The sequence below is a fragment of the Aeromonas sp. s9 genome (assembly GCF_040907765.1).
Lineage (GTDB): Bacteria > Pseudomonadota > Gammaproteobacteria > Enterobacterales > Aeromonadaceae > Aeromonas > Aeromonas caviae.
Genome location: NZ_JBFOCK010000065.1, coordinates 25,872 through 45,723, shown reverse-complemented (window position 1 = coordinate 45,723; position 19,852 = coordinate 25,872). Strand labels below are relative to the sequence as shown.

Sequence of the window (19,852 nt, the reverse complement as noted above, 5' to 3'; positions counted from 1 at the left end):
GCCAATAAAAATACAGATAAAACACCAAATACCTCGGTTCTGTATTGTTTTTTCACTACCTCAATGATATTTTCGCTGAAGGTTGCCATCGGTTAACGTTTTGTTAAATGGACGGTGGTGGAGTCACGCCGAAGCGGCGTCTAGGGACAGACAAGGTTGTAATGGATGAGCGACGTTGCCGCACTGGAAGTTCGTGATCTGCACAAGTATTTTGGCACCCACGAAGTGCTCAAGGGCATCGATATGACGGCCCACAAGGGGGATGTGATCTCCCTCATCGGCTCCTCGGGTTCGGGGAAGTCGACCTTTCTACGCTGTATCAATCTGCTTGAAACCCCCTCATCGGGCAGCGTCTCCCTCCATGGGGAGTTGATCCGGATGAAAACCAGCCGTTCCGGCGAACGCCTGCCGGAAGACATGCGCCAGGTGGAGCGTATCCGCAGCCGGTTGGCCATGGTGTTTCAAAGTTTCAATCTCTGGTCCCACATGACCATCATGCAGAACATCATCGAGGTGCCCATCCAGGTACTCAAGGTGCCCCGTGCCGAGGCCATCGCCAAGGCGGAGCATCTGCTCAACCGGGTGGGGCTGTGGGAGCGTCGCGACTATTATCCCGGTCACCTCTCCGGCGGTCAGCAGCAGCGGGCCGCCATCGCCCGGGCGCTGGCGGTGGAGCCCGAGGTGATGCTGTTTGACGAGCCTACTTCGGCCCTCGACCCTGAACTGGTGGGGGAGGTCCTTGGCCTGATGCGCGAGCTGGCGGAAGAGGGGCGTACCATGATGGTGGTGACCCACGAGATGTCCTTCGCCCGCGACGTGTCGAACAAGGTGATGTTCCTGCACCAGGGGCGCGTGGAGGAGGAGGGCAATCCCAAGGAGATCTTCGCCCATCCCAAGTCGGAGCGATTCAAGCAATTCATCTCGTCCATCTATTGATGGACGGGATTCAATTTCAACCATCCGTACTTTCAACGATCGACGTGTTTATCAAGGAGAGATACATGAACAAGCTGATGCTGGCGACTGCCGTGATGACGGCCCTGTGTTCCGGTAGCCTGATGGCCAAGGAGTGGAAAGAGGTCCGGATCGGGGTGGAAGGGGCCTATCCCCCCTTCTCCTGGACCGAGCCGAGCGGCGAGGTGAAAGGCTTCGACATCGACATCGCCAACGCCCTGTGCGAAGAGATGAAGGTGAAGTGCACCCTGATCAAGCAGGACTGGGACGGCATCATTCCGGCGCTGCTGTCGCGCAAGTATGACGCCATCATCGCCACCATGGACATCACCGAAGAGCGCAAGAAGAAGGTGGACTTCACCCAGAAGTACCAGCACATCCCGGCGCGCTTCGCCGCCAAGAAAGGGACCGAGATCCAGCTTGACAAGGCCTTCATGGACGGCAAGACCATCGCCGTGCAGCGTGCCACCTCCATGGATACCTACATCACCGACAACTTCCCCAATGCCACCATCAAGCGCTACGGCACTGCGGATGAAGCCTACCTCGATCTGAAATCCGGCCGTGTCGACTACGTGATGGCCGACTCCGCCGCCATCAGCGACGGCCTGCTGAAGAAGGAAGGGGGCGATGCCTTCGAGTTCATCGGCCCGAAACTGACCGATCCCAAGTGGTTTGGCGAGGGTGCCGGCATCGCGGTGCGCAAGGCTGACAAGGATCTGAAAGAGAAATTCAATGCCGCCATCCTGGCCCTGCGTGCCAATGGCAAGTACAAGGAAATCAACGACAAGTACTTCGACTTCGACGTGTACGGCGAGTAAGCCGACGTCAGGCGAACAACGACAGGTTGATCCCGTCAGTAGTCATCGGGCCCGTTGCCTTCCGCTGGGAGTGACGGGCCCGATTGCGATGGAGCTGCATTGCATATGTTTGATTTGAAAGGATACGAAACCTCTCTGCTGGAGGGGGCCTGGATCACCCTGGAGGTGGCGCTTGCCTCCCTGCTGCTGGCCCTGGTGCTCGGCATGCTGGGGGCCCTGGCCAAGCTCTCTCCCTACAAGTGGGCACGCGGCATCGCGGCGGCCTACACCACCGTCATTCGCGGCATCCCGGATCTGGTGCTGATGATGCTGCTCTTCTTCGGTGGCCAGGTGCTCATCAACGGGATCTGCACCTGGGTCAACGAGGCCTACAACAACCACCTGCTGGCGAGCAACCCGAACCAGGAGTGGGTCTCCCTGCTGCCCGATTACATCGACATCAGCCCGTTTGCGGCCGGGGTCGCCACCATCGGCTTCATCTTCGGCGCCTACATGACCGAGACCTTCCGCGGCGCCATCCTGGCGGTGGACAAGGGGGAGCTCGAGGCGGCCCGTGCCTTCGGCATGCGGGCAAGCCAGGTCTTTGTGCGGATCCTCTTTCCCCAGATGATGCGCCACGCCCTGCCCGGGTTTGGCAACAACTGGCTGGTGCTGCTGAAAACCACGGCCCTGGTCTCCATCATCGGGCTCGATGACATGGTGCGAAAGGCATCGCTCGCGGCGGGCTCGACCCAGCAGCCTTTCACCTTCTACATGGCGGTGGCGCTGATCTTCCTGGTCTTCACCGCAGTCTCTACCTCGGCGCTCAAGTGGGCCGAGCGTCACTACGCCATCAAGACGAGGTAAGCCATGGATTTCTCGATCATTCTCAAGGAGTGGCCCACCTACTGGGAGGGGCTCTATACCACCATCTGGCTGGTGGCCGCCTCGCTCATGCTGGGGCTCATGCTGGCGGTGCCCATGGGCATACTGCGCAACAGCCGCAACTGGTTGATAAAGGGGCCAATCTGGGCCTATATCTACTTCTTCCGTGGCACCCCGCTTCTGGTGCAGCTCTTCATCATCTACTACGGTGCCGCCCAGTGGGAGTGGCTCAAGAACAGTGCGGCCTGGTCCCTCTTCTCGGAAGCCTGGTTCTGTGCCCTGCTGGCGTTCACTCTCAACACCGGTGCCTACACCGCCGAGATAGTGCGTGGCGCCGTGATGAACATGTCCAAGGGACAGATAGAAGCGGCAAGCGCCTTCGGCATGACCCGCTGGCAGACCCTCACCCGCATCATCCTGCCCAACTCGTTTCGCCGTGCGCTGCCGGCCTACAGCAACGAGGTGATCTTCATGCTGCAGGGGTCGGCGGTGGCGGGCATCATCACCATCGTCGATCTGACGGGGGCGGCGCGGATCATCAACTCCCGCTACTACAGCCCGTTCGAGGCGTTCCTGACCGCAGGTCTGCTCTACATGCTGCTCACCTTCGTCATCGTCTGGTTGTTCAAGAAGTGGGAAGCCCGCTGGCATGCCCACCTGCGCCCGCGCAGCGTCTGACTGCCAGCAGAGAAAAAGCCCGCAACTGCGGGCTTCTTTTATGGACCACGGGCAGGCTCAGCGCCCCAGGTACTCCCTGTCGAAGAAGGTGTTGACCCAGTGGGGGCGATAGACGGCGAGCAGGGTCATGGTCATGCCGTTGAGGAGCGCCTCGGGGAAGAGCAGCAGCGGCCAGATGGAGAGGTAGTCGGCGCTGATGGTGTGCCAGGAGTAGGTGCCGCTCACCCCCATCAGCAGGGCGCTGGCGATCACCTTGGCCGAAATGCTCAGCGCCCCCCCGAGAAATGCCGCCACGAACAGATAGACGAAGAGGTGGCGAGGCAGCCAGGCCCAGCTCCCCAGAAACAGTAGCCAGCTGGTGGCCACCGGCAGGGCGACGCCGATGAGGGCTTGCCAGCCAATGTCGGCTATGGGGATGACCCCGAAGTAAGCGAGGAGCAGCAGGGTGAGGCAGGGGGCGAGCAGGGCGAGGCGCCAGCCCAGCAGCAGGGTCAGGCTGGTGAGGCCGAGAAAGTGGATCTCGAGCCCCTCGTGCAACCCGGCCCGCAAGGTCCACAGCGGTACCAGCACGATGGCGCCGCCGAGGCAAAGATGCTGATAGAGCGGGTGGGCGCCAAGGGTGCGCAGCAGGGAGGCGTTCAGACTGAAGGCGAGCAGCACCAGCCAGAGCAGGAGGGCGGCGACTTGTCCTTCACTCATGAGCGGTTCCCCCGGATGCGGCTGTCGGTGATGGCGCCGTGGCGAATGCCGGCGCAATGAAAAGAGGCCGCCCTCTGCCGGGCGGCCTCCTGTCTCAATACTTCACGTTGGGGTGATACTTGCCAAGGATGCCCTGGACCCTGTCCATGGTCTCCTTGCTGGGGGGCTTGATGCCGACCAGATCGTAGGTATCTCCCAGCACGTCCCACTTGTGCTTGCCAAGTTCGTGGTAGGGCAGCAGCTCCACCTTCTCGACGCACTCTCCCAGCTCGGCGATGAACTGGCCGAGTCCTTCTGCGCTCTCGTCATCGTCGGACCAGGTGGGCACCACCACGTAGCGGATCCACATGGTCTGGCCGCGGGAGGCCAGGTAGCGGGCGAACTCCAGGGTGTACTTGTTGCTGACGTGGGTGAGGGGAATGTGCTTCTCGTCGTTGATCTGCTTGATGTCGAGCAGCACCAGATCGGTGTTGTCCAGCACCCGGTCGAGCAACTCGTCGTAGTGACGCACGAAACCGTTGGTGTCGAGGCAGGTGTGGATCCCCTGTGCCTTGCAGGCGGTGAACAGTTCGGCGATGAACTCCTGCTGCAGCATGGCCTCGCCGCCGGAGGCGGTCACGCCACCGCCGGAGGCATTCATGAAGTGGCGATAGCTGGTGAGATCCTTCATCAGCTCGGGCACGGTGACCTCGCGGCCGCCCTGGGTGTCCCAGGTGTCCCGGTTGTGACAATACTTGCAGCGCATCAGGCAGCCCTGCATGAACACGATGAAGCGGATGCCGGGGCCGTCGACGGTCCCGCAGGTCTCGACGGAGTGGATCCGGCCAATGATGTCGGTAGTGCCGGTGTCGCTGGCTTCAACGGTCGGGATCCGCTGCGTGCCGGGGGTGGCAGGTCCCTTGGATTCAACGGCGGGGATCCGGTTAATGACTGACATAGACGACTCCAATGGTGCGGACAAGGTTCGAGCGGTCGTTATTTTATGACAGAAAGCCCTATAAATCCTACCAGTTTAGCCCGCAGGGGTGGCACCCAGCAGGCTCTCCAGTGCCTTGACGGGGAGCGGCCGACTGGTGAGGAAGCCTTGATAATGCTGGCATCCCAAGGCCTTGAGCACGGCGAGCTGCTCCTCTTCCTCCACTCCTTCGGCGGTGACGGTGAAACGAAACACCCGGGCGAGATCCAGGATGGCCTTGACGATGGCCTTGTCCTGTTCGCTGTGGACCAGGGTCTGGATGAAGCTTCTGTCGAGCTTCACTTCGTCGGCGGGCAGATCCCGCAGATAGGCCAGGGAGGAGTAACCCGTGCCGAAGTCGTCGATGGAGATGAGCAGGCCGAGGGCCTTGAGCTGGCGGATCCTGGCGATACTCTCCAGCCGGTTTTCCAGCACCACGGACTCGGTGATCTCCAGCAACAGGCGCGACGGGGGCACCCCGGTGTCCCGCAGTATGTACTCCACCTGCTGCACGAAACCGGCGGTGTGGAACTGGCGGGCGCTGACGTTGACCGACAGATGGGGGATGGCGAGACCGTTGTTGAGCCAGAAGCTGTACTGGGCGCAGGCGGTCTTCATCACCCAGTAGCCTATCTCCTGGATCAGGGTGGTCTCCTCGGCGATGGGGATGAACTCCCCGGGTGGCACCATGGTGCCGTCGGCCTTCTGCCAGCGCAGCAGCGCCTCTATGCCCGAGAGCGTGCCGTTGTCGACCCGGTATTGGGGCTGGTAGTGCAGCACCAGCTCGTTGTTGCGCAGGGCATCGCGCAGCTGGTTGTTGAGAGAAAGCTTGCTCTTCTCTTTTTCCGCCATGGCTTCACTGAAGAAGATATGGTTGCCCTGGCCCGCGCGCTTGGCCATGTGGACGGCGGTATCGGCCTGCTGCATCAGGACAAGGTGATCCTTGTCGTCATCGCTGAACAGGCTGATCCCCACGGAGGCGCTGCAGTGCAGCTTGTGATCGCCGATGTCGAAGGGGGCACGGAAGATCCCCATCAGCTCCCGGGCAAAGTGCTCCGCCAGGATCTTGGCGGTGATATAGCCCTGGCCCAGTGCCGTGAAGAGCAGGGCAAATTCGTCACCCGAGGTGCGGGCGAGCACCAGGTTCTCCTGGGGCAGGGACTTGAGTCGCACCACCACGGCCTGGAGCAGCAGATCGCCGCAGGCGTGACCGAGGGAGTCGTTGATGGATTTGAAGTTGTCCAGATCCAGCAGCAGCAGGGCCCCCCACTGACCACTCGGGGCCTGCAGGGTGCGCTGCATGATGTCGGTCAGGCTGCGCCTGTTGTAGAGATCGCACAGGTCGTCGTAGTAGGCGAGGCGCTCGATGTGGCGGGCGGTCTCCTTCTCCTGGGTGATGTCGTGGAAGCTGCAGACGAAGTGGCTGATCTCCTCCTCCTCGTCCTTGACCCCGCTCACCATGAGCCGCACCGGGAAGAGGTGTCCCTCCCTGTGCAGGCATTGTTCCTCCCCGAGCCAGTATCCCTGCCGGTTGACCGCCGCGATCACCTCCTCCTTGAGGGTGTCGCCATAGTAGGTGGGCCTCAGGGCGTCGATGTGCAGGCCCAGCATCTCCTCGCTGGCAAAGCCGGTGATGCGGCTGAAGGAGGCATTGACCTTGAGGATGATGCCCCCGTGATCCATCACCAGCAGGCCGTCGTGGGTGTTGAAGGCCACTTCGGCCAGGCGCAGGGCATCGTCATTGGCCAGGCGCTGCAACTCGCTGGCGGCCCGCTCGCGCTGTTCGTAGAGGACGTCCAGCAGGGGCGCGGGATCGGCCAGGGGGGTGGCGAGCAGCAGGGTGAGCTGCCCCAGGGGGAGACCGTTTGGCCCCGGGAAGGGGATGCCGACATAGGCCTTGGCGTCGAGGGCCAGCAGCAGGCTGGACTGGGGATAGCGCAGGGCCAGATCTTCCACGTAGAGACTCTGCCCGTGCTGGAAGATCTCCCGGCCCGGGCCGATGTCCATGGGCATGGGTTTGACGACGGCGAAGGCATCCCCCTCCACCACGCAGCGGGGAATGAGCCAGAGATCCTGACCGCGAGGCTGAAACTCGCCGATCCAGCCCCTGTGGGCACCGCTCAGGCCCATGGCCCAGCGCAGCAGGGCGCGGCAGTAATCGTTGCCGGTCAGGTTGGCAAGCCCGGGTGGGGGCGCGAGGTCCGGGGCGTCGGTCGCCACGGGGTCCGGCTGCCAGTGGCCGAGCAAGCGGGCGCAATGACGCACCAGTTGCAGGGTGTCATCGCTGATGAGGGTGCTCTCGGCATACTCCAGGCTGAGCACGCCGATGAGCTTCTCCTGCTCCAGCAAGGCGCCGTCCAGGCGGGAGCAGACATTGGCATCGGCCAGATAGTAGTGCTGGCTCAGCATGGGCTGGTGGGCCGCCTCCGAGAAACTCAGGGCGCCCCGGGCGCGCAGGGCCCGGATGTAACGGCTGTCTCCGCGAATGGCACCGAGCGCGTCCACCCCCAGGGTGAACACCGGGGTCAGCTGTTCGCCGCCAAGGGCGCCATGGGCCTGGTAGTGCCAGAGGATCAGGCGATCGGCCCCCAGGCACTCCTTGAGGCTCTCCAGCATGGCGTCATACTGCAGCTGGCTGGCCATCTGGCTCAGGCGCGGCAGTTGCAGGGACAGGCTGGCGGCGCTCTCCTGGGACTGGGTCTGCAGGCAGATGAGCCAGAAGGCGTCCTGCTCGTGGGAGAGGGAAATGTGCCAGAGGAGGGCGTCAAAGCGCAGCACCAGCTTGCCCCCCTTGCCGCTGGCCAGCCGCTGCTCGATGGGCTGGCGCAGGGCGTCCGGCAATTGGGCCGGCCAGGCACTGCGGGGCTCGTCGAGCCAGTGGAGCGGCGTCTGCATCACATCGGTCAGGGCGACCAGCCGTTGACTACGGGTATCCAGGCGGAAGAACAGGGGCGCCTGGCTGGCGGTCGGAAGATGGCTGAGCGCGGTAGACGACATGAACTGACACTATCCTGTTGAGCAATTGTCGGAGGGCAAGAATACTGCAAATCCGTGGCAAACAAAATTTCATTGAATTCTAAATTAGATAAGTCTAATTTATTGGTCATTTCCTGTTGAGTGGAGTCTTGCAGATGAAACGGATCCTGATTGTGGGTGGTGTGGCCGGGGGAGCGTCCGCCGCCGCCCGTGCCCGCCGTTTGAGCGAAGAGGCGGAGATCGTGATGTTCGAGCGGGGCGAGTTCGTGAGTTTCGCCAACTGCGGTCTGCCTTATCACATCGGGGGGGATATCCCGGATCGGGATGCCCTGCTGCTGCAGACACCGCAGAGCTTCAAGCGCCGGTTCAACGTGGATGTGCGGGTGTTTCACGACGTCATCGAGATAGACAGGGCCGGCAAGAGCCTGCTGGTGCGCAACCTGCTGACCGGCGAAGAGCGGCGCGAAGCCTACGATGTGCTGCTGCTGAGCCCGGGCGCTGCCCCCATCCGGCCTCCCTTCCCCGGCATCGACAGCCCGGGGGTACACACCCTGCGGAGCATTCCCGACATGGATCGCATCCTGGCGGCGCTGGCGCACGACAAGCCCCGCCACGTCACCGTGGTGGGGGGCGGTTTCATCGGGCTGGAGATGATGGAGGCGCTGCACCAGCGCAAGCTGGATGTCACCCTGCTTGAGCTCTCCGATCAGGTGATGGCGCCGGTGGATAAAGAGATGGCCAACCTGCTCCATGCCCGTATCCGGGAGGAGGGCATCGATCTGCGCCTGCGCACCGGCCTCGCTGCCATCGAGAGCCTGGAGGTGCCTGCCGAGAAGACCGCCGCCGTGGCGACCGCCCAACGGGGTGGACTGCGCCTGACCCTGAGCGACGGCTCTCATCTCGACACCGGCCTGTTGATCCTCGCCATCGGCGTCAAGCCCGAGACCCTGCTCGCCGCCAAGGCGGGGCTGGTGCTGGGACCGCGGGGCGGCATCAAAGTGGATGCCGGGATGCGTACCTCGGATCCCTTCATCTTCGCGGTGGGGGACGCGGTGGAGGAGACCGACTTCGTCACCGGCGAGTCCGTGCTGATCCCGCTGGCGGGCCCCGCCAACCGCCAGGGACGCATTGCCGCCGACAACATGCTGGGGCGAAGCGAAACCTACAAGAAGACGCAAGGAACCGCCATCTGCAAGCTGTTCGATCTGGCGGTGGCCAGCACCGGCCTCAATGAGAAGCGGCTGGTGCAGTTGGGATTGCCGTTCGAGAAGGTCTATGTCCACCCGGGCAGCCACGCCGGCTATTATCCCGGCGCCCACCCGGTCAGCCTCAAGCTGCTGTTTGCCCCCGATGGCAAGATTTACGGCGCCCAGGCCATCGGTAAGGATGGCATCGACAAGCGCATCGACGTGCTGGCGGTGGCCCAGCGCGCCGGTCTCACCGTGTTTGATCTGCAGGATCTGGAGCTCACCTATGCGCCGCCCTTTGGCTCGGCCAAGGATGTGATCAACATGGCCGGGTTCGTGGCGAGCAACCACCTGAAGGGGGACACCCTGCTCTGCCACGCAGCCGAGGTGCAGGCTCGCCACCCCCATCAGCAGGTGGTGGATGTGCGAAACGGCCCCGAACTTGACAAGCTGGGGCGCATTCCGGGGGCGCTGCACATTCCTCTGGACGAGCTGCGCAGCCGTCTTGATGAGTTGCCCAAGGATAAAGAGCTGCTCATCAGCTGCCAGGTGGGACTGCGGGGTCACGTGGCCTGCCGCCTGCTGAGCCAGCACGGTTTTCGGGTCAAGAACCTCTCCGGCGGTTTCAAGACCTGGCAGACGGTGATCGCCGAGTAGATCCTCCAGGCTGAAATGGCCCGATTGATCACTCTGTATGCAAACGGGCCACTCCAGTGAGTGGCCCGTTTCTTCATCAGGGGCCGATGCCGCCCGACATGGCAGTTGGTGTTCCCGGGAGTGACGCTTTATTCTATTGGCTCCTGCGCTGCGGCGATCCAACCCGGGATGAACACCATGCACCTCTCTCTCTCCTGCCCCGTGACTCGTCTTCCCCGTGTGGCCTGGCTGGCGGCGCTGCTGCTGGCTGGTTGCGGCCCCGACAAGCCTGTCAGCCAGGAGCCGACGACTGACCCGATGGCCCGGCAGGAGGCGGGGGCGCCCGCCTCCGTGGTGCAGGCCAATGCCCGCCAGTATCGGGATGCCCCGGCGCTGGCGCTGGTCTTCTCCGGCCCATTGGCGCCCAAGGCAAACTGGCAGAGCTGGCTTTCTGTGAGTGAAGGGGGCAAGCAGGTGCAGGGGGAGTGGATCCTCGCCGACGATGGCCGCACCCTCTATTTCCCGAACGTGCAACCCGACAAACGCTACGAGGTGAGCCTCAAGGCTGGGCTGGGCCCATCCCCCCAGCGCTGGACCCTCAAGACCCGGCCGCTGGAGGCGGGGGCCTCCTTTACCGCGAGCGGCATGGTATTGCCGCTGCGCGACGAGCTGCGCCTGCCCATCAGCGCGGTCAATGTGGACGAGGTCAATATCGACTTCTTCCGGGTCGATGCGGAGTATCTGCCCCGTTTCCTGGCCGAGTATCGCCCCGGTGCCGGCATGGGCAACTGGGAGCTTGAGCAGATCACCAAGCGGGCCAAGCGGGTGTTCAGCGGCCGCTATGCGCTGGAGCTCGATGCCAACCGGCGCGAGACCCGCCTCATCAATGTGAAGGAGCCGCAGCTGGCGGAGGCCGGCGTCTACTTTGCGGTGATGTCGCCCCTTGGCAACTACGACTGGCGCAAGGAGACCACCTACTTTGCGGTGAGCGACATGGGGCTCAGTGCCCGCCGTTACCGCGATGAGCTGGAGGTGTTCGTCAGCTCCCTGGCCAGCGCCGACCCCCTCAAGGATGTGCAGCTCTCCCTGCTCGACCAGAAGGGCAACCGGCTGCAGGTGCAAACCACCGACCCCCAAGGTCATCGCCGCTTCGATCAGGTGCAGGGGGCTCGCCTGCTGCTGGCCGAGCAGGGCAAGCATCTGGCGGTGCTGCGCCTCGATGGCGCGGCCCTCGATCTCTCCACCTTCGAGCTCGGCACCCAGCCCTGGCAGGCCCAGCAGCTCTATCTGTTCAGCGGACGCGATCTCTATCGCCCCGGCGAGCGGCTCGACAGCGAGATCCTGCTAAAAGGGCAGGATGGCCAGCTGCTTCCTGGCATGGCGGTGGAGCTGGAGGTGAAACAGCCGGACGGCCAGCTGCTCGAACAAAAGCGCCTGCTACCGGACAATCTTGGCGCGGCCCACTACGGCCTGCGTCTGCCGGATGATGCGCCGCTGGGGCGCTGGACCATCAACCTCAAGACTGCCGCCGGCAGCCGTTTCGAGTGGCCTTTCCTGGTGGAGGAGTTTCTGCCGGAGCGGCTGAAACTGCAGCTTGGCAAGGGGCCGGATGGGGAAGTGACGAGTCTGGACGCCGCCCTCACCCTGCCGCTGCAAGGGGACTATCTCTACGGCGCACCAGCCAGTGCCACCAAGGCGAAGGCGGAGGTGAAGTTAAGCCGCGCCACCATGCCCTTTACCCAGTGGCAGGAGTTCACTCTGGGTGACGTGCTGCTCGCCGAGCAGACCAGGGATCTCGAGCCGCTGAATCTCACCCTGGATGTGCAGGGGCAGGGGACTTTTTCGTTAGCTGATGAGCTCGATAATGTGCGCGCGCTCGGGCCGCTGGAGGTGGCTTATCGGGTGTCGCTCTCCGAGCCCGGTGGCCGCGCCGTCAATCGCAGCCGCATCCAGTATGGCTGGCCCGCGGGCAGCCAGTGGCCGGCGCTCAAGGCCGACTTCGTGGCGGATCGGGTGGAAGGGGGCAAGCCGCTCCCCTTCCAGATCCTCAACCTCGATGACAAGGGCCAGCCGGTGGCGGGGGTGGTGAAAGTGCGCCTTATCAACGAGTACCGCGACTACTACTGGCACTACGCCGATGGGGAGGGGTGGAAGTATGAGTTCAACAGCCAGCCCTATCTGGAGCAGGAGCAGACCCTGCAGCTGGATGGCAAGGGGCCGACCCCGCTCACGCTGCCACTGGCGGCGGGCTGGTATCGATTGGAGGTGGAGAACAGTCAGGGCCATCAATCGAGCCTGCGGGTGGAAATAGGCAGTTACGCCTGGGGCGGCGGTGGCGAGCAGGCACGGCCTGACAAGATCGCCATCACCCTCGACAAGCGCGCCTATCAGGCGGGTGACAAGGCCAAAGTGACCCTGGTGGCCCCGCGCCCCGGCAAGGGGTTGCTGCTGGTGGAAGATGGCGACGGCCTGCGCTGGTGGCAGCGCATCGAGCTCAAGGGGGCCGGCAACGATGCCAAGGATGCCCGCGGCGAGTTCGAGATCCCGGTCAGCCCCGAGTGGCAGCGCCATGATCTGCATATCTCGGCCCAGATCGCCGCGCCAGACAGTGCCTCCAAACCGGTCGGCAAGCAGCAGGGGCAGAGCCTGCGTTCGGTCGGTCTGGTGCCGCTCACCCTGGATCGGGAAGCGCGTCGTCTGCCGCTTACCCTGAGCGCGCCGGATAAAGCGGTGCCGCTCACCCGACTGGCAGTGACCGCCACCTCCACCCCCAACAGTCAGGGGCGGGTGGTGCTGGCGGCGGTGGATCGGGGCGTGCTCAACATCAGCGACTACCAGCCCCTCGACCCGTTCGAGATCTTCTTTGGCCGCAAGCGCTTCGCCCAAGATTTGTTCGACAACTACGGGCAAGTGATCCCGCCGCAAGATGGCAAGCTGGCCCGCCTCAACTATGGGGGCGACCGTGCGCCGCTGAAAAAGGGCGGCGCGCTGGAGAGCCGGGTCGAGATCGCTGCGCTCTGGAGTGGCGAGGTGAGTTTTGACCAGCAGGGCAAGGCGGTGATCCCGCTCGAACTGCCCAACTTCAATGGCGAGCTGGCGCTGATGGCGCTGGCCTGGAACGAACAGCAAGTCGGTGAGGCCGAGCGTGCCGTCAAGGTGGTGGCGCCCTTGGTGGCCGAGATTGGCTGGCCGCGCTTTGGCGCCAGAGGGGATGAGACCCGGGCGCTGGTGCAGCTGCGCAACATGAGTGGCGAGGATCAGATCCTCTCCCTTGCCTGGACCCTCAACGGCGGGCTGAAAGCAAACGGCGAGCTGCCCCCCACCCTTGCCCTGAAAAACGGCGAGGAGCAGTGGCTGACCCTGCCGCTCACCGTGACTGGGGCAAGCGGTGTGGCAAGCCTACAGTTGGCGGCCAGCGGCAAGGATTTTGTCATCAGCCGCGACTGGACTCTGCCGCTACGCTCTCCCTGGCCGGCCGAGACTCGCCAGCGCTACCAGATGCTGGCTCCCAGCCAGCAGATGAGCTTTGCGCCAGCTGAGCTGGCCGGGCTGGATCGCGCCAACCTGCAGGGGCTGCTCAGTCTCTCCGGCACCCCGCCCTGGGATCCGGCAGCCCAGTGGCAGGCGCTGGCCGACTACCCCTACGCCTGTCTGGAGCAGACCTTGTCCCGTGCCTGGCCTTACTTGTTGACCACGGCGGATGAGCGCATCGCCTGGAGCAAACCCATCGAGGGCAAGAAAGCGGCGAGCGAGGCGGACGTGCAGCGCACCCTGCTGCAGCGGCTGCAGCGGTTGCAACTGCCAAGCGGCGGTTTTGGCCTGTGGGATGGCCGCTCCGACGAGGAGCAGTGGCTCACCGCCTATGCCGCCGACTACCTGCTGGCGCGCAAGGAGGCCGGCGACGCCGTGCCGGAGGCCATGCTCAATCAGGCGCTGAATCGGCTGCAAAGCTATCTTACCGACAGCCAGTATGGCGAGCGCTGGAGCAGTGCCCCCGAGCACAGCCGTCTTGCCTATCAGGCTTACAGTGCCTATGTGCTGGCCCGGGTGGGCAAGGCGCCGCTCGCTACCCTGCGCCTTGTCTGGGAGCAGCAGGCCGATCACGCCCGCTCGGGTTTGCCGCTCTTGCACCTCTCCCTGGCCCTCTCGGCCATGGGGGATGAGCAGAACGCCGCCAAGGCCCTCAGCCGGGCACTGGCGACCGAGCGCGGGGACGATTATCTCGGGGATTACGGCTCGCCGCTGCGCGATGAAGCCCTTGAGCTTTCGTTGTTGCGCCAGCACAAGCTGGCTGCGGAGCGCTGGCCGGCCCTCAGTGCCAAGGTGGCCGATACCCTGGCCCATCGTCAGTGGCTCAGCACTCAGGAGCGGCTCGCTCTGCTGCGACTCGCCCGCGTCGATCCGGCCGTCGACTGGCAGGCCAGGGTGACCTCCTCTCTTGGCAGTGGATCCCTGAGCGGTTCGGCTCCGCTGCAGCAGGGCACCCCCGAGGCACTGGCGGCCAGTGTGGTTACCAATGAGGGCAAGGGATCCCTCTATGTGCAGCGCACCCTGGTCGGTTACCCCGAGCAGGCGCCGGCACGGATCAGCAAGGGAATGAGCGTGACCCGCAGCTGGTTCAACAGCGACGGTCAGCGTTTTGACCCGACCAAGGTGAAGGTGGGCGATCTGGTGGTGGTGCGACTCAACGTCAGCAGTGAATCGGCGGTGCCCGATGCCCTGCTGGTGGAGATGGTGCCCGCCGGCTTCGAGCTGGAGAATCCGGCCCTTGGCAACAGCATCAAGCTGGAAGAGCTCTCCATCGAGGGGAAACCTGCGTGGCAGAGCGAGTGGAATGACTACCTCAAGCATCAGGAGTTTCGCGATGACCGCTACACGGCGGCGCTGGATCTGAGTGCCGGGAGCAACCAGCAACTGGTCTACCTGATGCGGGCGGTGACGCCGGGTCGCTATCTGGTGCCGCCGACCCAGGTGGAGGATATGTACCGACCCGAGATCCGGGCTGTGGGTGAGGATATCCACGAGGTGCGTATCTCTGAGTAACAAACCCTCCCTTGAGCGGGTTCGCCCGCTCACTTTCTGGCGGCGCGGCTGGCTGCGACTGTGTCACGGTGGCCGCATTTGCCGCCACCGGATTGGCCGTCTGCCACGCTGGCTGCGCTACTCGGTGCTGGGCGTTGTAGCACTGCTCCTGTCATTGCTGGCGCTGGATCGACTATTTCCGCCGCCGCCACTCGATCCAGCCTACGCGCGGGTGGTGCTCGACATGAAGGGGCGACCGCTGCGCGCCTTTGCCGATACCAGCGGCGTGTGGCGTTACCCCGTGACCCTGGAGCAGGTCTCCCCCCGCTATATCGAGGCATTGCTCGGCTACGAGGATCGCTACTTCTGGCGTCATCCCGGGGTCAATCCGGTGGCCATGGTGCGCGGCATCGGTCAGTGGCTGCGCTATGGGCGGGCCGTGTCGGGCGGCTCGACCCTCACCATGCAGGTGGCGCGTCTTATCGAGCCCTACCACAGGAGCGTGCCCGGCAAGCTGCGCCAGATGGCGCGTGCGCTGCAGCTGGAGTGGCACTATGACAAGCGCACCTTGCTTACCGTCTACCTCAACCGGGCACCGTTTGGCGGCAATCTGGAGGGGGTGCAGGCCGCAAGTTTTGCCTATCTCGGCAAGAGTGCAGCCAAGCTGACCTATGCCGAGGCTGCGCTCTTGGCGGTGCTGCCGCAGGCTCCCAGCCGGAACCGGCCGGACCGGCATCCCGAGCGGGCCCGCACCGCCCGTGACAAGGTGATGCAGCGGCTGGTGGCACAGGGCGTTTGGCCCGAACAGGTGTGGCTGGAGGGGCGTATCGAGCCTGTGCTGGCCCGCGGTCACTTCACGCCGATGGAGGCGCCGCTGTTTGCCCGCCTCGCCGCCGACCATCAGGCCGGGGCCTTGGTGCATACCACCATCGACGGCGATCTGCAGCGTTGGTTGGAAGGGCGGGTGGCGAGCTATATCCGTCGCTTCCCCGAGCAGACCTCAGCGGCGTTGCTCCTGGTAGACAACAGAACCATGGCGGTGCGCGCCTATGTGGGCAGCGCCGAGTATGGCAATCTGCGTCGCCACGGTTACCTCGACATGGTGCAGGCGATCCGCTCTCCCGGCTCCACCCTCAAGCCCTTCATCTACGGTCTGGCCATGGACGAGGGGTTGGTGCACTCGGCCTCCCTGCTCTCCGATGCGCCGAGGCTGGGCTCGGACTATAGACCCGCCAACTTCTCCGGTGCCTTTCAGGGACCGGTGACGCTGGCCCAGGCGCTGCAGCAATCCCTCAACGTGCCGGCGGTGCAGGTGCTGGAGGCGCTTGGGGCAGACAAGCTGGTCAGCCGTCTCGACAACGCCGGGGTGAGACTGGCGCTCGTAGACAAACCCAACCCGGCCATTGCGCTCGGGGCGGCGGGCATTCGGCTTGAGCAGCTGGTGGCGCTCTACAGCGCACTGACCCGGCAGGGGCAGGTGGCGATGCCGGTCTGGCTGGCGGGGCAGCAGGCGGTGTCGCGCCCTTTGCTGAGCCCGGGGGCCGCCTGGATCATCTGGCAGATATTGAGCGCCCAGGGACGTGCGGACCAACCCTTTGCCAGCGAGGCGACCGGCCGGGCCAACCGACTGGCCTGGAAGACCGGCACCAGCTATGGCTATCGCGACAGCTGGGCCATGGGGGTCTCCGGTCGCTGGACCATCGGCGTCTGGCTGGGGCGCCCCGATGGCACCCCCATGCCCGGCTTTTATGGACAGAGCGCGGCAGTGCCGCTGCTGCTCTCTGTCTATTCGCGGCTCTCGGACAACAGCCCCCTGCCGGCACAACCCAACACGGTGAGCGAGGCCGAAGTTTGCTGGCCGCTGGGGCGCAAGACGAGCGCGACCCTGCCAGAGGCCTGTTTGCAGCATCAGAGCGCCTGGCTGCTGGAAGGGCGCGACCCTCCCACCTTGCCGGATCCCATGGATTGGCCCTCGCCGCTGCGCCAGGTTGCACTGACCGCCGCGGGCAAGCCGACGCTGACCCGCTGCCACGATGCGGCACAATCCGCTTTTAGAGCGCTCTGGCCGCTGTCGCTGGAGCCATGGCGCTCACCGGGCGAGCGGCGTCAGGCGCTGCTTGCCAGGGGCTGCGCGGGGGAGGGACAGAGCGCCGAGCAGCAGGCCCCCATCCGCATCCTGGCGCTGGGGGAGGGCAACCTTATCCGCAGCCAGCGCTATCGGCTGCAGCCCAAGGTGCTCGGCGGTGTCGGCAAGCCGGCCTGGTTTCTCAACGGGCAGCGGCTGCGCTGGGACGGGGATCAAGTAGTGAGCAAGGCGGGCCGCTATCAGCTGGTGGTGGTGGATGAGGCGGGAAACAGCGATCGCATCGAGTTTCGGCTGGAAAACCCCTCCTGAGGGCGTGGTGAGCGCCAGAATATTGACGGCATCGGGGATGGTCCCGATGCCGTCAGTTGATTGTCGATTCCCCGGCAGAGGCGGGGAGTCAGGGCTTGACCTGCCCCAGCCGGGTGAAGAAATGCCGGCTCTTGCGCTGGTGGAAGTGGCTCTTCTTGATGGGATGAAATACCAGGTCGCTCTGTGGGTGACTCTCCTTGAGGTGGTGGATCATCGCCATGGCCGGTAAGCCAGTACTGACGAGCGTGGTGAGCGGCAGGGTGACGGTCTCGGGTCCCAGCAAGGGTGTGAACCCCTGCTGGGCCTGCTCGAAGCGGGTCAACACGGCGGGTTCGGCGTAGCCGCTGCCCAGCATGGCGAGCAGGGCATCGAGGGCCTGATGGAACTCGGCGAGCTGCTGACGAAAGCCGCTTCGCCCCCGCAGGGCAATGAGCTCTGCAAACGGGATGTCGGCCAGGTGAGTGGGCACTTGCAGCGGGATCTCGAGGTGGAAGCAATCCTGACCGCCCCGGTTGTGGTAGCGGGATTCGAGCAGGTGGAGCAGCCGATCCAGATAGTCGTGATCCGTGATGAGGGCGCCGTCATTGGCGAGTGCCCACTCACGGGCGAGGCGCATGGAGAGCAGGTTGGCAAAGCGGCGCGCCATTCTGATCCCCCCTTCATCCTGCGTCGCAAAGCCGTGGGTCAGACAAAACCCGTGCAGTCGCTCCAGTCCCGCCTGAGCCGGGCAGAAGCAGTCGTGGTTGGGGGCTGAACGCCAGCGGGCGATGAGCTCCCTGTTGCCAAACACCTTGTGACGCACGAAGTCGGGGGCGACCAGGCCGGCAATCTGGCTCTCGACCTGGGGCGTGATATGGGCGAAGAAGGCGGGTTGTGGCGGCTCGGCCAGCAGGTCGGTTTGCTGGCGCAGGGTCTCCAGCAGGGCGGTGAGACCGCTCTTCTCACTGACGGTGAAGACGAAGGCGAGCCGCTCCAGATAGAGCAGGGCAAACTTGAGCCAGAGCTCGTCGCGTACCTCCATGCCGGGGTAGTAGATATGGGTTTTCATGAATGCTGTGTTGCCAGGATGCAGGGGTGGGAATATACGCATGATTGCCCGGATGCGGCAAACTTTGCGTAGGGGAATGTGAGCGGCCGCTCATGCAGTAGGCGCTGGTCACAAAGTTCTGATATAATTCGCGCCCTTAAATCAAGGCCACCCGAGTCATTACCATGAAGTTCATTATCAAGCTGTTCCCTGAAATCACCATCAAGAGCAAGTCGGTTCGCCAGCGCTTTATCAAGATCCTGCAGGGCAATATCCGCAATGTCCTGCGCCGCTTTGACGACGATGCCCGGGTGCGGATGGATTGGGACAAGCTGATCGTGAGCTCCCGCAATGACCAGTTCCGCGAGCAGGCCATCGAAGCCCTGGCCTGCATCCCCGGCATTCAGGCCTTCCTCGAGGTGCAGGCCAGCAAGTTTACCGATCTCCACGACATCTTCGAGCAGGTGAAAGCTGTCTGGGGTGATCAGCTCGAGGGCAAGACCTTCTGCGTGCGTGCCAAGCGCCACGGCAAGCACGAATTCTCCTCTCTGGAGATTGAACGCTACGTGGGCGGCGGTCTGAACCAGCACTGCGTGAGCAACGGTGTGCGCCTCAAGAACCCGGATGTGAAGATCAACCTCGAGATCGATGGCGAGGAGCTTTTCATCGTCAGCGCCATCCACCAGGGGCTGAGCGGCATGCCCATCGCCACCCAGGAAGATGTGCTGAGCTTGCTCTCCGGCGGGTTTGACTCGGGTGTCGCCTCCTTCCAGTTCATCAAGCGCGGCTGCCGGGTGCACTACTGCTTCTTCAATCTGGGTGGGGCGGCTCACGAGATTGGCGTCAAGCAGGTGGCCTATCACCTGTGGAACCGTTTCGGCTCCTCCCACCGGGTGCGCTTCACCGCGGTGGACTTCGAGCCGGTGGTGGCCGAGATCCTCGAGAAGATCGACAACGGCCAGATGGGGGTGGTGCTCAAGCGGATGATGATGCGTGCCGCTGCCAAGGTGGCCGACGAGTTCCAGATCCCGGCCCTGGTGACCGGCGAGTGCGTTGGCCAGGTTTCCAGCCAGACCCTCACCAATCTGAACGTCATCGACCGGGTGACCGACAAGGTGATCCTGCGCCCGCTCATCACCTGGGACAAGCCGGACATCATCAGCGAAGCCCGCCGCATCGGCACCCTGGAGTTCGCGGAGACCATGCCGGAGTATTGCGGCGTGATTTCCAAGAAGCCGACCGTGAAGGCCGAGCTCTCCCGCATCGAGGCGGAAGAGGAGAACTTCGACTTTGCCATTCTGGACAAGGTGGTGGCCGAGGCCCGTTACCTCGACATTCGTCGCATCGGTGAAGAGACCGCCGCCGAGGTGCAGGAGGTGGAGACCACCGCCGAGAGCGGTGACGACGAGGTGATCCTGGACATTCGCTCCATGGAGGAGCATGACGACAAGCCGCTGGTGGTGGAAGGGCGCGAGATCATGCATATCCCCTTCTTCAAGCTGGCCACCGCCTTTGGTGATCTGCCGAAAGAGAAGACCTACCTGCTCTATTGCGATCGCGGCGTGATGAGCAAGCTGCAGGCGCTTTACCTGAAAGAGAAGGGCTTTGCCAACGTCAAGGTCTACCGTCCGTGATGTG

At 63.9% G+C, this 19,852-nt stretch carries 12 protein-coding genes; 8 read left to right on the top strand and 4 right to left on the bottom strand.

Going from position 1 to position 19,852, the window contains the following annotated elements:
• Nucleotides 1-165 precede the first annotated feature (165 nt).
• The 4 genes from AB5Y54_RS11865 (at nucleotide 166) to AB5Y54_RS11850 (ending at nucleotide 3,317) form a co-directional block, all read left to right on the top strand.
• On the top strand, nucleotides 166-936 hold the full coding sequence (locus AB5Y54_RS11865; protein ID WP_010674267.1) for an ABC transporter ATP-binding protein: 771 nt from the start codon (nucleotides 166-168) through the stop codon (nucleotides 934-936).
• 65 nt (nucleotides 937-1,001) lie between these two features.
• Complete coding sequence (locus tag AB5Y54_RS11860; protein ID WP_010674268.1) at nucleotides 1,002-1,775, top strand: ABC transporter substrate-binding protein; 774 nt, start codon at nucleotides 1,002-1,004, stop codon at nucleotides 1,773-1,775.
• A 105-nt stretch (nucleotides 1,776-1,880) separates the two neighbouring features.
• Nucleotides 1,881-2,621, top strand: coding sequence for an ABC transporter permease (locus tag AB5Y54_RS11855; RefSeq protein ID WP_010674269.1), 741 nt, complete (start codon nucleotides 1,881-1,883; stop codon nucleotides 2,619-2,621).
• Nucleotides 2,622-2,624: 3 nt separating this feature from the next.
• Nucleotides 2,625-3,317 (top strand): ABC transporter permease, encoded by a 693-nt coding sequence (locus tag AB5Y54_RS11850; protein WP_125117167.1) that lies wholly within the window; start codon nucleotides 2,625-2,627, stop codon nucleotides 3,315-3,317.
• A gap of 57 nt (nucleotides 3,318-3,374) precedes the next feature.
• On the opposite strand, the gene AB5Y54_RS11845 is transcribed toward AB5Y54_RS11850, so the two are convergent.
• The 3 genes from AB5Y54_RS11845 to AB5Y54_RS11835 all read right to left on the bottom strand — a co-directional run bounded on the left by AB5Y54_RS11845 (nucleotide 3,375) and on the right by AB5Y54_RS11835 (nucleotide 7,968).
• On the bottom strand, nucleotides 3,375-4,016 hold the full coding sequence (locus tag AB5Y54_RS11845) for an energy-coupling factor ABC transporter permease (protein ID WP_125117168.1): 642 nt from the start codon (nucleotides 4,014-4,016) through the stop codon (nucleotides 3,375-3,377).
• Between the two features lie 94 nt (nucleotides 4,017-4,110).
• A complete protein-coding gene (gene pflA, locus AB5Y54_RS11840; protein ID WP_010674272.1) occupies nucleotides 4,111-4,953 on the bottom strand; it encodes a pyruvate formate lyase 1-activating protein in 843 nt (280 codons plus the stop codon).
• Between the two features lie 75 nt (nucleotides 4,954-5,028).
• Nucleotides 5,029-7,968 carry a GGDEF and EAL domain-containing protein gene (locus AB5Y54_RS11835; protein WP_053288555.1) on the bottom strand — a complete coding sequence of 980 codons (2,940 nt, stop codon included), beginning with the start codon at nucleotides 7,966-7,968 and terminating at the stop codon, nucleotides 5,029-5,031.
• Between the two features lie 134 nt (nucleotides 7,969-8,102).
• Here AB5Y54_RS11835 and AB5Y54_RS11830 point away from each other — a divergent pair, with 134 nt between their 5' ends.
• The 3 genes from AB5Y54_RS11830 to pbpC all read left to right on the top strand — a co-directional run bounded on the left by AB5Y54_RS11830 (nucleotide 8,103) and on the right by pbpC (nucleotide 17,187).
• A complete protein-coding gene (locus AB5Y54_RS11830; protein ID WP_053288554.1) occupies nucleotides 8,103-9,791 on the top strand; it encodes an FAD-dependent oxidoreductase in 1,689 nt (562 codons plus the stop codon).
• Between the two features lie 177 nt (nucleotides 9,792-9,968).
• The gene (locus AB5Y54_RS11825) at nucleotides 9,969-14,813 is read left to right on the top strand and encodes an alpha-2-macroglobulin (protein WP_368153853.1); all 4,845 of its coding nucleotides are present in this window, start codon (nucleotides 9,969-9,971) and stop codon (nucleotides 14,811-14,813) included.
• Nucleotides 14,779-17,187 (top strand): penicillin-binding protein 1C, encoded by a 2,409-nt coding sequence (pbpC, locus tag AB5Y54_RS11820; protein WP_053288553.1) that lies wholly within the window; start codon nucleotides 14,779-14,781, stop codon nucleotides 17,185-17,187. Before AB5Y54_RS11825 ends, pbpC begins: the two co-directional genes overlap by 35 nt.
• An 88-nt stretch (nucleotides 17,188-17,275) precedes the next feature.
• Here the strand turns inward: pbpC and AB5Y54_RS11815 are convergent, their stop codons facing one another.
• Nucleotides 17,276-18,235 (bottom strand): hypothetical protein, encoded by a 960-nt coding sequence (locus AB5Y54_RS11815; protein WP_010674284.1) that lies wholly within the window; start codon nucleotides 18,233-18,235, stop codon nucleotides 17,276-17,278.
• Nucleotides 18,236-18,399: 164 nt separating this feature from the next.
• Between AB5Y54_RS11815 and thiI the strand changes: the two genes are divergently transcribed.
• Nucleotides 18,400-19,848, top strand: a complete 1,449-nt coding sequence (gene thiI / locus AB5Y54_RS11810; protein WP_039038656.1) for a tRNA uracil 4-sulfurtransferase ThiI — start codon at nucleotides 18,400-18,402, stop codon at nucleotides 19,846-19,848.
• Nucleotides 19,849-19,852 lie beyond the last annotated feature (4 nt).

Bases quoted from the DNA above. Each gene is read 5' to 3' on its own strand.
- AB5Y54_RS11865 (WP_010674267.1), top strand. From the start codon at position 166: ATGAGCGACGTTGCCGCACTGGAAGTTCGTGATCTGCACAAGTATTTT.
- AB5Y54_RS11860 (WP_010674268.1), top strand. From the start codon at position 1,002: ATGAACAAGCTGATGCTGGCGACTGCCGTGATGACGGCCCTGTGTTCC.
- AB5Y54_RS11855 (WP_010674269.1), top strand. From the start codon at position 1,881: ATGTTTGATTTGAAAGGATACGAAACCTCTCTGCTGGAGGGGGCCTGG.
- AB5Y54_RS11850 (WP_125117167.1), top strand. From the start codon at position 2,625: ATGGATTTCTCGATCATTCTCAAGGAGTGGCCCACCTACTGGGAGGGG.
- AB5Y54_RS11845 (WP_125117168.1), bottom strand. From the start codon at position 4,016: ATGAGTGAAGGACAAGTCGCCGCCCTCCTGCTCTGGCTGGTGCTGCTC.
- pflA (WP_010674272.1), bottom strand. From the start codon at position 4,953: ATGTCAGTCATTAACCGGATCCCCGCCGTTGAATCCAAGGGACCTGCC.
- AB5Y54_RS11835 (WP_053288555.1), bottom strand. From the start codon at position 7,968: ATGTCGTCTACCGCGCTCAGCCATCTTCCGACCGCCAGCCAGGCGCCC.
- AB5Y54_RS11830 (WP_053288554.1), top strand. From the start codon at position 8,103: ATGAAACGGATCCTGATTGTGGGTGGTGTGGCCGGGGGAGCGTCCGCC.
- AB5Y54_RS11825 (WP_368153853.1), top strand. From the start codon at position 9,969: ATGCACCTCTCTCTCTCCTGCCCCGTGACTCGTCTTCCCCGTGTGGCC.
- AB5Y54_RS11815 (WP_010674284.1), bottom strand. From the start codon at position 18,235: ATGAAAACCCATATCTACTACCCCGGCATGGAGGTACGCGACGAGCTC.
- thiI (WP_039038656.1), top strand. From the start codon at position 18,400: ATGAAGTTCATTATCAAGCTGTTCCCTGAAATCACCATCAAGAGCAAG.